The sequence below is a fragment of the Pseudoxanthomonas sp. Root630 genome (assembly GCF_001427585.1).
Taxonomy (GTDB): Bacteria; Pseudomonadota; Gammaproteobacteria; order Xanthomonadales; family Xanthomonadaceae; genus Pseudoxanthomonas_A.
Window position 1 is genome coordinate 24594 of the sequence record NZ_LMGY01000004.1, and the last position, 13274, is coordinate 37867.

The 13274-nt window shown below is 62.8% G+C and carries 11 protein-coding genes; 7 read left to right on the forward strand and 4 right to left on the reverse strand.

All coding sequences use genetic code 11. The annotated features are described in order from the left end of the window. Positions 1 to 11: 11 nt before the first annotated feature. The 5 genes from ASD72_RS21395 (at position 12) to ASD72_RS04310 (ending at position 4909) form a co-directional block, all read left to right on the forward strand. A complete protein-coding gene (locus ASD72_RS21395) occupies positions 12 to 860 on the forward strand; it encodes a cytochrome c (protein WP_228903386.1) in 849 nt (282 codons plus the stop codon). A 70-nt stretch (positions 861 to 930) separates the two neighbouring features. Beyond that, on the forward strand, positions 931 to 1473 hold the full coding sequence (locus tag ASD72_RS04295) for a DUF411 domain-containing protein (protein ID WP_080955570.1): 543 nt from the start codon (positions 931 to 933) through the stop codon (positions 1471 to 1473). Positions 1474 to 1549: 76 nt separating this feature from the next. Continuing rightward, on the forward strand, positions 1550 to 3940 hold the full coding sequence (locus tag ASD72_RS04300; protein ID WP_054665487.1) for a heavy metal translocating P-type ATPase: 2391 nt from the start codon (positions 1550 to 1552) through the stop codon (positions 3938 to 3940). Positions 3941 to 3968: 28 nt separating this feature from the next. After that, on the forward strand, positions 3969 to 4283 hold the full coding sequence (locus tag ASD72_RS04305) for a hypothetical protein (protein WP_046934794.1): 315 nt from the start codon (positions 3969 to 3971) through the stop codon (positions 4281 to 4283). A gap of 74 nt (positions 4284 to 4357) precedes the next feature. Next, positions 4358 to 4909: a DUF305 domain-containing protein gene (locus ASD72_RS04310; protein WP_056878747.1), complete on the forward strand. Its 552-nt coding sequence runs from the start codon at positions 4358 to 4360 to the stop codon at positions 4907 to 4909. Here the strand turns inward: ASD72_RS04310 and hutG are convergent. The 4 genes from hutG to hutC are packed head-to-tail and all read right to left on the reverse strand — an operon-like array spanning position 4906 to position 9824. Next, the gene (hutG, locus tag ASD72_RS21400; protein WP_235577933.1) at positions 4906 to 5868 is read right to left on the reverse strand and encodes a formimidoylglutamase; all 963 of its coding nucleotides are present in this window, start codon (positions 5866 to 5868) and stop codon (positions 4906 to 4908) included. The genes ASD72_RS04310 and hutG overlap by 4 nt on opposite strands. Next, positions 5865 to 7403 carry a histidine ammonia-lyase gene (gene hutH, locus ASD72_RS04320; RefSeq protein WP_200948827.1) on the reverse strand — a complete coding sequence of 513 codons (1539 nt, stop codon included), beginning with the start codon at positions 7401 to 7403 and terminating at the stop codon, positions 5865 to 5867. Before hutH ends, hutG begins: the two co-directional genes overlap by 4 nt. Beyond that, positions 7400 to 9091 (reverse strand): urocanate hydratase, encoded by a 1692-nt coding sequence (gene hutU / locus ASD72_RS04325; RefSeq protein ID WP_056878750.1) that lies wholly within the window; start codon positions 9089 to 9091, stop codon positions 7400 to 7402. The genes hutH and hutU overlap by 4 nt, the downstream gene beginning before the upstream one ends. Positions 9092 to 9098: 7 nt before the next feature. Continuing rightward, the gene (hutC, locus tag ASD72_RS04330; protein ID WP_056878751.1) at positions 9099 to 9824 is read right to left on the reverse strand and encodes a histidine utilization repressor; all 726 of its coding nucleotides are present in this window, start codon (positions 9822 to 9824) and stop codon (positions 9099 to 9101) included. Between hutC and ASD72_RS04335 the strand changes: the two genes are divergently transcribed. Both ASD72_RS04335 and ASD72_RS04340 read left to right on the forward strand, forming a co-directional pair. Continuing rightward, on the forward strand, positions 9823 to 10374 hold the full coding sequence (locus ASD72_RS04335) for a CopL family metal-binding regulatory protein (RefSeq protein WP_155944463.1): 552 nt from the start codon (positions 9823 to 9825) through the stop codon (positions 10372 to 10374). The genes hutC and ASD72_RS04335 overlap by 2 nt on opposite strands. Before the next feature lie 183 nt (positions 10375 to 10557). After that, on the forward strand, positions 10558 to 13212 hold the full coding sequence (locus tag ASD72_RS04340) for a TonB-dependent receptor (RefSeq protein WP_200948829.1): 2655 nt from the start codon (positions 10558 to 10560) through the stop codon (positions 13210 to 13212). Positions 13213 to 13274 lie beyond the last annotated feature (62 nt).

Below are 13274 nucleotides of genomic sequence, written 5' to 3' on the forward strand. Positions count from 1 at the left end.
GGGAACTGACAATGAAATCCAACAAGAAGATGTGGGTATGGCTCGGCGCCGGCGTGGCATTGGTTGCGGTGGTCGCAACCGCCGCGGTCTCTCTGGGCGTGTACAACGTGGCCGCTGATGATCCGCATAGTCGCCCGGTGTATGCGCTACTTGAAACGGCGCGTGAGCGTTCCATTGAGGTGCGCGCCGCCAAGCTTCAGGTACCCACGAACCTGGATGATCCTGAGCGTATCCGCCAGGGTGCGGGCAACTACAACGCTATGTGTGTGACCTGTCATCTTTCGCCAGATGCGGCGGCCACCGAGATGAGCAAGGGTCTGTACCCCGCGCCACCAAACCTAAGCAAGCACCCGGTGGGTCCAGCTGAGGCGTTCTGGGTGATCAAGCACGGCATCAAGGCCAGCGGCATGCCTGCGTGGGGCGGCAGCATGGACGATGAGTTCATCTGGAACATGTCGGCCTTCCTGCAGAAGCTGCCCAAGCTGGACAAGGCCGGCTACCAGGCGTTGGTAGCCAGCAGTGATGGCCATTCACACGGTGGCGGTGAGACCGGCGGGCACTCGCATGGCGAGGAAGCGGGTGCAGATCACCATGGCGGCGGTGATAGCGAAGAGATGGGTGATGGCCATGGCCATGGCCAGGGGCATGAAGCAGGTGGCATGGGCATGGACATGAGCAAGCCTAAGGAAGGCACCACGCATGTGCATGCCGACGGCAAGACGCACGTGCATGCGGCCGAGCCGGCAAAGCAACCTGCGCAGGCCAAGTCCGAGGGCGAGCACGATCAGCACGGCTCCATGCCAGCCAAACCAGCCGAGCCAGCTCCCAAGGCCGATGACGGCCACGATCACCAGCATTGATCCCTTCATGGAGCTGCCCCGGCTCCACGCCCGAGCGCCTCGGCGCTCGGGCATCTCTTAAGGAAGCATGATGAACACTTCACGCAGCTGTCTCTTTCTGCTGGCCACGGCCTTGTCGCTGACCGCATGCGCGCGCCCCGAATCGGCTGTCAATTCAGAGGCGGCATCGGACGCCCAATCTCCGACATCGGCGGCTGCGCAGCAGGTCACTCAACCGCAGCGTCCGTTGCCGTTGGTCAAAGTACATAAGAGTGCGACCTGCGGTTGCTGCCAACTGTGGGTGGAGCATCTGGAGAAAGCAGGTTTTACGGTTGAGGTGCACAACAGCGAAGACCTCAACCCGATCAAGGCGCGCTTGGGCGTTCCCTATGGACGCGGCTCGTGCCATACCGCCGAGATCGATGGCTACATCGTCGAAGGTCATGTGCCGGTGCAGGACATCCTGCGCCTGCTGCGTGAGCGCCCGGTAGGCCGTGGATTGGTGCTACCGGGGATGCCTGCCGGTTCTCCTGGCATGGAGATGCCCGACGGACGCGTTCAACCCTATACGGTGGAGTTCGTACTGCCCGATGGCACCACGCAGCCTTACGTCCTGCACGGTCAACGCAGCTGACAGTTTGCTCGCGATCCCTTCTTCCAGACCAGAGTGATCCATGTCCCCTCATTCCCACGATGAAGCCGGCAAGGCGATGCCGCAGGGTGCCAGCGATGGTCCAGACTCGGTGCGTGATCCGGTATGCGGTATGCAGGTCTCCGCGGCTAGAACGCCGTACCACGCCCTGCATGGCGGAACGAAGTATCACTTCTGCTCAGCCAAATGCCGAGAGCGGTTCATCACCAATCCCGTCCGCTCTACGGACGATGCTCCCCAGCAAGTTGAAGTGACCGCCCCAGCAGCGGTGGTCCAACCCAGCGGTACCCACGCCACGGTCTACACCTGCCCGATGCATCCGCAGATTCGTCAGCCAGGTCCCGGCACCTGTCCGATCTGCGGCATGGCGCTGGAGCCGGAGATGCCCTCGCTGGAGGGGGACGACAATCCGGAGTTACGCGATTTCACCCGAAGGTTCTGGTGGACATTGCCCTTGACCTTGATCGTCCTAGTCTTGGCCATGCTGGGACACCGTCTGCCCGGCTTGTCCACGCAGGCGCGCACCTGGATTGAGCTCGTGCTGAGCGCTCCAGTGGTGCTCTGGGCGGGGTGGCCATTCTTTGAACGCTGCCTGCAGTCCATCGGCAATCGCAGCCCCAACATGTGGACGCTGATCGGCATCGGCGTGGCCGCCGCGTTTGGCTACAGCGTGGTGGCCACCGTGGCACCGGGCCTGTTTCCGGACTCTTTCCGCGAGCATGGACGGGTAGGGGTCTACTTCGAGGCGGCAGCGGTCATCGTCTCGCTCACCCTGCTCGGACAACTGCTGGAACTGCGGGCGCGTTCCAAAACCTCGGCGGCCATCAAGTCCCTGCTGGGATTGGCGCCCAAGACGGCTCGCCGCGTCAAACCCGATGGTGGCGAAGAGGACGTTGCGCTGGATCACGTGCACGTGGGTGATCTGCTTCGCGTACGACCGGGCGAGAAGGTGCCGGTCGATGGGGAAGTCATCGAAGGCCGCACCAGTGTTGATGAGTCGATGCTGACCGGTGAACCCATTCCGGTGGAGAAGGCTGTCGGTGATCACGTTATAGGCGCCACGCTCAACGGGACGGGCGCCTTGGTCATCCGGGCGGACAAAGTGGGATCCGGGACGGTACTGGCGCAGATTGTGCAGTTGGTAGCCCAAGCCCAGCGCTCCCGCGCGCCGATGCAGCGTATGGCGGACAAGGTGGCGTACTGGTTTGTCCTGGCCGTGCTGGCCACGGCGGTGCTCACGTTCTTCGGATGGGGCCTGTTTGGACCCGAACCGTCCTGGACCTTTGCCGTCCTCAATGCCGTATCGGTTCTGATCATTGCGTGCCCGTGCGCCCTAGGTTTGGCTACCCCCATGTCGATCATGGTCGCCACCGGCCGCGCTGCACAGGTCGGGGTCCTGTTCCGCGATGCTCAGGCGATCGAACAGCTACGTCTGATCGACACGTTGATCGTGGACAAGACCGGTACGTTGACCGAGGGGCGTCCAGCCTTTCGCGACACGCTCTCCTACGCCGGCTTCGATGCCGATCAGATCCTCAGCTTGGCTGGCAGCTTGGAGCAGGGCAGTGAGCATCCCTTGGCCGAGGCCATCGTGGCTGAAGCCCAGCGACGTGGCTTGAACCTGGTGGCCGCCCAAGATTTCGATTCGCTCACCGGTCAAGGCGTTCGCGGGCGCGTGTCCGATCAGGATGTTGTGCTTGGCAACCAAAGCTTGATGGCATCGATAGGGGCTGATGTTGCGCCCTTGCAGAGCAGCGCTGAGCGTCTGCGCAAGGAAGGCGCCAGCGTGATGTTCCTGGCGGTCAATGGACGATTGGCCGGTGCCATTGCGGTAGCAGATCCCATCAAAACCACGACCTTGCCTGCCTTGAACCTGCTACGTGCCGATGGCCTGCACGTGGTGATGGCCTCCGGTGACGCACAGGCGACGGCCGAGGCCGTGGGGCGCACGCTGGGCATCGACGATGTGCGTGGCGGCGTCAAACCTCAGGACAAGGCCGAACTGGTCCAGCAACTCAAAGCCCAAGGGCGTCGTGTGGCCATGGCCGGCGATGGCATCAACGATGCGCCGGCCCTGGCGGCAGCCGATGTGGGCATCGCGATGGGGACGGGCACGGATGTGGCCATGTCCAGCGCCCAGCTCACCCTGGTCAAGGGTGATTTGAGGCGCATCGTGCAAGCCCGTGCCATCTCGTCTTCGACAGTGGCCAACATGAAGCAGAACCTGGGCTTCGCCTTCGTCTACAACGCCATCGGCGTGCCCATCGCCGCCGGCCTGCTGTACCCCAGCTTCGGCCTTTTGCTCAGTCCGATGATGGCGGCCCTGGCCATGAGCCTGAGCTCGGTTTCGGTGGTCACCAATGCCTTGCGTTTGTCCGGCTCCACCGTTGTTGCCACCTCTCACCCTGACCGCGCCGATGAGCCTGCGCGCGGCCATTCCTGTCACTGATGGCTCATATCCCACAAGGAGTACTGCAATGAAGCGTTATGCCTCCCTCTCGATGATGGCCCTGTTCCTGATGGCCGGCGCGGCCTTCGCCGGTGGCCAGACCACCACGCCCACCACCGACCACGGCCAGCACAAGCCGATGGATCATAAGAAGCAGGAGCATGGTCAGCACAAGCCGGCCGCGGCCGATGCCGACTTCACTAAGCTCGATGCCAACAAGGACGGCTCGTTGTCCAAGGAAGAGCTGGCCAAGCACAAGCTGGCACCCCACTTTGGCATGCTCGATAGCAACAAGGACGGCAAGCTGAGCCCGCAGGAATTCGCTGCCGGCAAGGGCATGTAAGTGTTGTCGGCCTGGGAGCCGCATCAGCGGCTCCCAGGTTCTTCTGCCGTTCTGCCATTCCCACGGAGATTGTTATGACCTCTTCGCACGGTACGCACGAAAACGCGCACGACCCGCAGTCCCGGCACGCAAAGCCGCACGCCTCGCACCCACCTGCCCACCAGGCCCAGCAAGGGCATCAAGGCCACTATGGCCGCCTGTTGTTGATGATGGGCCTGTCTTTCGTGGCCATGTACGCCTTGATGTACGCCATGGTCGATCAGTGGGCCAACGTCTATAACAACGTCAACCAGTTCTACATGGCGGGCCTGATGGCCGCTCCCATGCTGCTGATCGAGCTGTGGCTCATGTCCAGCATGTACCCCGATCGTCGACGCAATCTGATTCTGGCTGCTCTGACGCTCGCGTTCATGCTGTTCTGCTGGTGGGGAATTCGCACGCAAGCAGCGGTCACTGACAAGCAGTTCATCCGTTCGATGATTCCCCACCACGCTGGCGCCATCCTGATGTGCGAGGAGAATCGCCTGAAGGACCCTGAGTTGGTGAAGCTCTGCCAAGACATCATCACCTCGCAGACACAGGAGATCGCGCAGATGAAGCAACTGTTGGCTGAGCGCTCCCGCTAGCTCACTGCCTTTTGCCAGCCGGTATCACCCCATTGAGCGTGCGCACTGACCATGCGGTGGATCAAACGCGCGGCCACACGTGCGGTGGCCTGATCCGGATCCAAGGGCGGACACAGTTCCGCCACGTCGACCACACGTACCTTGCCCGAGGCCATGACCAGATCCAGCAGGGCTTCCAGGACCTCCAGACTCACTCCGCGTGGGTTGGGGGCACTCACGCCCGGGGCCACAGCCTGCGGCAGCACGTCCAGGCACAGCGTCAGGTAGATCACGTCAACCGCCTCACACCACGCACGCAGCACCTCAGCCTGTGCCAGCCAGTTCCAGGTGCACAGCACGTCATCGGTGAGGTAATGGGCGCCTTCGCGCTCGGCCGTGGCGAATAGACGCGGTGTGTTGCCGGATCGACTTACACCAATGCAGTGATACTGCAGCGGGGAGCCACTTCTGCGGGCATGCTCCAGTGCCTGCAGGAAGGGCGTGCCCGAGCTCGCACTGCCTTGCTCACGCAGATCAAAGTGTGCATCGAAGTTGAAGATGCCGATGCGAGCGTTGGATGCGCCCAGGTGACCCCGCAGTGCGGCGTAGCTGGCATAGCCGATCTCGTGCCCGCCGCCCAGACCAATCACCCAATGTCCCTGATCCAGCAGTTGCTGCGCTCGATGGGAGTAGTGGGCCTGCGCCAACTCCAATGCCTGATCCGCGCAGGTGATGTCGCCCGCATCGTAGAGCGGAGCACAGTGGAGCACGGGCAGGTTGGCCAAGGCGTTGCGAAGTGCACCGGGTCCTTGTGCGGCGCCCAGTCGGCCGCTGTTACGACGAATCCCTTCATCGCTGGCAAATCCCAGCAGAGCAATGCCGGGCGCCTCAGGCTGCGGGTCCAAGACCACCCGTTGGTGCCAGCGTTGCGTATCGGCGGTGGCCGGCAGGTCCACGCGTCCGTGCCACGCCAGATTCACGCGCGCAGATCCTGCAGCGGCCAGTCCAGGAACGCGCGCAAACCGCCCCGCTCGATCAAGGCTTCCATCGCCTGCATTTCCGGGGCCAGATAGCGATCCTCATCGTAGCGGGGGACCTCGCTACGCACCTGTGCATGCACTGCCTCCAATGCCTGCGAAGACGCCAGCGGCCGCCTGAACTCAATGCCTTGGCAGGCGGCGAGCAGCTCGATGGCCACGATCCGGCGCACGTTGTCGGCTACCTCGCGCGACTTGCGCGCGGCGAAGGTGGCCATGCTGACGTGATCCTCCTGATTGGCCGAGGTGGGCAGGGAGTCCACGCTGGCCGGGTGGGAGAGGGTCTTGTTCTCGCTGGCCAGGGCGGCCGCGGTCACGTGCGCGATCATGAAGCCGGAGTTCACGCCCGGATTGGCGACCAGGAAGGCGGGCAAGCCGGAGATCGTGGCATCGATGAGTAGGGCGATGCGCCGTTCCGACAGTGCGCCAATCTCGGACACCGCCATCGTCAGCTGGTCCGCGGCAAAGGCCACCGGCTCGGCGTGGAAGTTGCCGCCGGAGATCACCTCGCCGGTGTCGGTGAATACCAGCGGATTGTCGGAGACTGCATTGGCTTCGGTCAGCAGCACGTGGGCGGCGTGCTGCATGACATCGCGCACCGCGCCCATGACCTGAGGCTGACACCGAAGGCTGTAAGGGTCTTGCACGCGGGTGTCGTTGTGAAGGTGCGATTGGCGAATGGCACTGCCGGCCAGCAGCCGCTGGTAGTGCGCAGCCACTGCTATCTGGCCCGGCTGGCCACGCACGGCGTGGATGCGCGGATCGAACGGAGCATCGGAGCCGCATGCCGCATCCACGCTCATCGCGCCGGTTAGCACGGCGGCTGCATAGACTTGTTCGGCAGCAAACAGCGCCATCAGCGCAATACCCGTGGACACTTGGGTACCGTTGAGCAGCGCCAGCCCTTCCTTGGCGGCCAGTCGGATGGGAGCGATCCCGGCGTCTTGCAGCGCTTGGCTGGCCGACATGATCTGCCCGTCGACGCGTACCTGGCCTTCGCCCATGGCCGCCAAGGTCAGATGCGCCAAGGGGGCCAGATCACCGGATGCACCGACCGAACCCTGGGCGGGGATACAGGGCCAGATCCCGGCGTTGTAGACCGCGATCAGGGTGGTCAGCGTCTGCTCGCGCACACCCGAGTAGCCCCGCGCCAGGGAAGCGATCTTGGTGGCGAAGATCAGGCGCACGCAGGCATCGTCGAGCAATGGCCCCATGCCCACGGCGTGCGAACGTACCAGGTTGGTTTGCAACTGTTCCAGTTGCTCGCGTGGGATGTGGACCTTGGCCAGTTTGCCGAAGCCGGTGTTGATGCCGTAGGCCGGCTCGCCAGCGGCCACGATGGCCTGCACGGCCTGCGAAGAGGCGCGGACGTTGTCCCAGCAATCTGCGTCCAGGGCGATGGGATCAGCCCCTTGCGCGATCTGCCGCAGCTGGGCCAACGACAACTGGCCCGGTGTCAGGGTGAGCATGCGATTCACTCCAAAATGGCCGGCAGGGTCAGGCCATGCTCTCGGGCACAGGCCAGTGCTTGCTCGTAGCCCGCATCGGCGTGGCGCATCACGCCCGTGGCCGGGTCGTTCCACAGCACACGCGCCAACCGGCGGTCGGCTTGCTCGGTGCCATCGCAGACGATGACCACGCCTGAGTGTTGCGAGAAGCCCATGCCGACGCCGCCGCCATGATGCAGGCTCACCCAGGTGGCACCGCCACTGGTGGCTAGCAGCGCGTTGAGCAGCGGCCAGTCCGAGACCGCATCGGAGCCATCGCGCATGCCTTCGGTTTCACGGTTGGGGCTGGCGACCGAACCGCAGTCCAGGTGATCGCGTCCGATGACGATCGGTGCCTTGAGCTCGCCGGTGCGCACCATTTCGTTGAAGGCCAGCGCGGCCTTGTGGCGCTCGCCCAACCCAAGCCAACAGATCCGTGCAGGCAAACCTTGGAAGGCGATGCGCTCACGGGCCTGGTCCAGCCAGTGGTGAAGATGCGTGTTGTCGGGAAACAGTTCTTTGACCTTGGCATCGGTCTTGTAGATGTCTTCGGGATCCCCGCTCAAAGCCACCCATCGGAACGGGCCCATGCCGCGGCAGAACAGCGGACGGATACAGGCGGGCACGAATCCGGGGAAGGCAAAGGCATTGTCCACGCCCTGATCCAGCGCCACCTGGCGGATGTTATTGCCGTAATCGATCGTGGGCACGCCCATGGCGTGGAAATCGAGCATCGCGCGCACATGCGTGGCACACGAGGCCGCGGCAGCCTGCGCCAGCTCGCGTCGCTGACCATCGTCACCGCCGCGCGCCTGTTCCCACTGTGAGAGGGTCCATCCGGCGGGCAGATAGCCATTGATCAGGTCATGCGCTGAGGTCTGATCGGTCACGGCGTGAGGGCGGGAACCTCCATTGCGCGCGCGCGCGACGAACTGCGGCAACAGTTCGGCCGCATTACCCAGCAAGCCCACCGATACCGGCGTCGGGCTGTGTTCGATGATCTGCAAGGCTTCATCGATGGAGTAGGCCTTGTGATCGACATAGCGGGTGCGGATACGAAAATCGATCCGAGACTCCTGGCACTCGATCACGATGCTGCTGGCCCCGGCTAAGGTCGCCGCCAACGCCTGCGCGCCCCCCATACCGCCCAAGCCGGCGGTGAGGATCCACTTGTTTTGCCAGTTACCACCATAGTGCTGGCGACCCAGCTCAACGAACGTCTCGTAGGTCCCCTGCACGATGCCCTGGCTACCGATGTAGATCCAACTGCCGGCGGTCATCTGCCCGTACATCATCAAGCCCTTCTTATCGAGCTCGTTGAAATGCTCCCAGGTCGCCCAATGAGGCACCAGGTTGGAGTTGGCGATCAGTACGCGCGGTGCATCCGGATGCGTGCGGAACACGCCTACCGGTTTTCCCGATTGCACCAACAAGGATTCATCGTCCTCTAGCGCCTGCAACGTGGCCAGGATGCGATCAAAACTTTTCCAGTCACGCGCGGCACGACCGATTCCACCGTAGACCACCAGATCTTCCGGGCGCTCGGCCACGTCGGGATCCAAGTTGTTCTGGATCATGCGGTAGGCCGCTTCAGTCAGCCAGCTCTTGCAGTGCAACTGGGTGCCGATCGGAGCGCGAACGGTGCGCGTAGGGGAAGCGGAGCGTTCCAAGGTATCCATCAAATCCTCAAGGGGTCAGGGGGGCGCCAACCTGGAAGGTGCCCACAAAGCGGTAACGAGATGCCGGGTGAATCAACCGCACAAAGCTGGCCACCTGTCCGCGCGACCACGTACGTCGGGTCAGCACCAGCAACGGATCGCCTTCGTTGATCTTCAGTTGCGCGGCCAGACGCTTGCTTGCCGTCTCGGCTTCGATCACATGTTCGGCGCGCTCCAGCGGCGCAACACGCATCAGGTACTGGTGCGGAATCTCGGTGTGGAAATCGATGTCCAGGTAATCCGGCGCCACGCTGGGTTGCACGAAGCGATCCTCCAACTGCACCGGCTTGTCATCGCTGTGGTGGAGCAGGCGACTGTGGAACAGCTCCGTACCGGGTATCAGGCCGAAGTTGGTCGTCACACTGGAGCGCGCCTCGACCGTCTCGCAGATCAGCACTTGGACCGAGTGTGTCTGGCCGCGTGACTGAATCTCTTCGCGAATATTGCGCACCTCGAACATCGCCGATTCGGCCTTGGGGCCGGCGACGAACGTGCCGACGCCTTGCACCCGGGTCAGTACGCCGGCATCGGTCAACTCGCGCAGCGCTCGATTCACTGTCATGCGAGACAAGCCAAACTTGGCCGTCAGTTCGTTCTCGCTGGGGACGCGACTGCGCGCGGGCCAGTCGCCGTTGGTGATGTGACGCAGGATGAAGTGCTTGAGCTTCTGGTAGTGCGGCTTGGGTTCGTCCATGGCCCAAGCATTACATGTCTATACAACCAGTCCAACCACTTTCGATGCTGTGCTGCACAAGCAGTTGACACTAAGAATTTCCTCGTGTTATTGCTGTGGTATAGACAACCTGCGGGTTCGCCACACGCTCATGCCGTCGCTTCGCGTGCTACTGCGTATGTTCCTGATCCTCGTGCTCTGCGCGGATGGGATCCTTAGCGCGCAGGCCACTACGCGGATGGCCGTGCGACACATTCCTCCCCCAGGCGCGGTGAATGGCACCCACTCGGTGCATGGCGGCGCGCGTGTCAATGAACGCGCCAAGATTAGTAACGATTGCAACAAAATTCTTCCCGGCGGCAAGCAAGCCGGGCAGGGTGATCAGAACGATCATCAGTGCGACTGCAGCACCACCTCCTGCGACTGCAGCTGTGTGCTCACCTTTTTCGCCGGGCGTGTGCCGGTCATCTTTGCCGCCCGGCACGCCCTGACGAGCACCTACCTACCTACGCCCGAGTTGCCGCCGCTGCGACGACAGGTATCCCGGCTGTTCCGACCTCCCATCGGCTAATGCTGCTTGGTCGCCATTGATTGGCGACGTCTACGCACGCCCTGATGTCGCATAGGCCCCCACGTCTGGGGCACCAGGGTCATACGCATGCATTGCCCTTCGGGGGAGAGAGAACCCATGTACTTCAAGCGCAATCCTTTGGCGGTATCCGTCGGTGCCCTTTTGTGCGCCGGTTTTTCCACGGTGGCTCTGGCTCAGCAGGCTGAACAGGGCGCGACGAGCGAGTCGGCCAAGACGCTGGACACCGTCCAGGTCACCGGCAGCCACATCAAGCGACTGCAACTCTCCGGTGTTGGTCCGGTCAGCGTGGTTGATGCCGAAGCCATCGAGCGCTCCGGCGCCACTTCGGTGGAGACGCTGCTGCAGCGCCTGCCGGCGTCGGCCGGCTTTGCCGGCAGCCAGTCCAACGCCTACTGGGCCGAGAACGGCTACGGCACTACTCAGGTCAATCTGCGCGGCCTGGGCATTAACCGCACGCTGGTTCTGCTCAATGGTCGTCGTGTGGTCAATGGTGGCACCGGTGCCAACAGCTCGGTGGACCTGAACATCATCCCGGTAGCGCTGATCGAGCGGATCGAGGTCCTCAAGGATGGTGCCTCAGCCATCTACGGTGCCGATGCCGTGGCGGGCGTGGTGAACATCATCACCAAGAAGAACTACGACGGTGCCGAGGCGGCAGTGCGTTATGGACAGACCTTCGAAAGTGATGGCGAAGAAAAGTCGTTCGATTTCGCCTGGGGCATTACGTCAGACCGCGGCTCGTTGATGGCCGGCATCAACTACTCGGAGACCGGCACGGTCAACATGGCCTCACGCGCACCGTGCGGCTTGGGTGAGGTCGACGGGCAACTCGAATGTGTGGGCAGCTCGGCCACCATCGGTGGTCGCGCATTGCTAGCCGACGGCTCGCGCGTGAACTTCAATCAGGATCCCAATGGTGACGGGGATTTCTATGAACCGTATTCGGCAGCCAAACATAACTACAACGGCAATCCCTATCTCAATGCCGTCAATCCGATCAAGCGTTTGAGCTTCAGCCTATTCGGCGACAGCACGGTGAATGAAACCACGCGCGTGTTCACCGAGTTGATGTTCACCAACCGCCAGTCCGACCAGTTGGCCACGCCCGGCAGCTTGGGTGTCTATCGCCCGATCAACATTGCGGCCAGTCACCCGACCAATCCGACCGGACAGGACCTGCTGCTGCAGCGCCGCCGTCTGGAAGAGGCCGGTCCGCGCGAGTTCTTCCAGGAGACCAATACCTTCCGCGTGGTCGCGGGCATCGAAGGCCAACTCGGCATGAACTGGGACTGGTCGGCCGCGCTGAACTGGGGCCGCAACACCGGTGTGGATGGCTCGACCAATGTGGCCAATCTGGACCGGGTGGATGACACGCTCAACACCGCGCTGTGCAGCAACACCCCCGGTGCCGCGATTCCGTGCGGTGACTACCTCGGCTACGGCGATCTGACCCCCGAGGTCCTCAACTACATCCTTTTCAGGACGCGCGACAACGGCGGCAACGACCAGAAGAGCTTCACGGCCAACATCAGCGGCCAGCTCTTCGAGATGCCGGCCGGCTGGGTGGGCTTTGCCTCGGGCATCGAGGTCCGCAAGGAGCGTGGTTGGCGTGATCCCGATCCGCTGACGGTGCTGGGCATTGCCAACACGAATCAACAGGATCCGATCGCCGGTGAGTACACGGCCAAGGAAGCCTTCGCCGAGTTTGCCGTGCCGCTGCTGCAGGACAGCGTGATCGCCGAGAGCCTGACGCTCAATGCCGCCGTGCGCTACTCCGACTACGACCTGTTCGGGGAAGACGTGAACTACAAGGTAGGCCTGGATTGGCAGATCGTGCCGTCCTTGAAAGTGCGCGCCAACTACGCCACGGCTTTCCGCATCCCCAACATCCCCGAGTTGTTTGGCGGCGTGGCCGAAGGCAACCTGACCACGACCGATCCCTGTAGCGGCTGGAGTAGCTTGCCGGCTGATTCGGTAGTGCGTCAAAACTGCCAGTCGTACGGTGTGCCGGCAGGTTACGTGCAGCCGGGCAACACGATCCTCACCACCTCTGGCGGCAATCCTAACCTGGAGCCGGAAGATGCCAAGTCCCTGACCGTGGGTGCGGTCTGGACCCCGAGCTTCCTGCCGGGACTGACGCTGACGGTGGACTACTTCAACATCAAGATCGACAACGCCATCCAGCGCATCGATGGCTCAACCAAGCTGTCGATCTGCTACAACACCCCGGGCTTGGCGCATCCGTTCTGCGGCAATGACAACTTCACCCGCAACCCGATCACCGGTGAAGTGGACTTCCTGTCGTCCCAGCCGGTCAATGCCGCCAATGAGCGGGTACGGGGCATCGACCTGGGCGGTCTGTACGAGTTCGCGGTCGCTGGGTTCGATTCGACTCTGAGTGTGGATGTGTCCTACCTGGACCAGTACGACGTGCGGCCGTTCCCGGGCGCGGAGGTGATCGAGTACGCCGGCAAGATCACCGGTGGCCGTGGCAGCTTCACTCACTGGCGCGCCTTGACCTCGCTGACGATGGAGCGCGAAGCCTGGTCCGGCTCATACAGCTTGCAGTACATCGGCAAGGCGGATGACATCAACGCCAGCCCCGGCGACATTGGCGATCATGCCCCCAGCGTGACCTACCACAATGTCCAGCTCAAGTACGCACCGAACAAGACCTTCGATGTGTCCTTCGGCATCGACAACCTGTACGACAAGAAAGCCCCGTTCATCCAGAGCTACACCGACGCCAATACCGACACGATGACGTATGACCTGCTGGGTCGTCGTTGGTATGCACGCGTGGGTTACCACTGGTAAGGCCCGCTTCACCTGTCCCCGTCCGTGTGACGGGGGCAGGTGTCGTCTTCCTGTCGAACGAG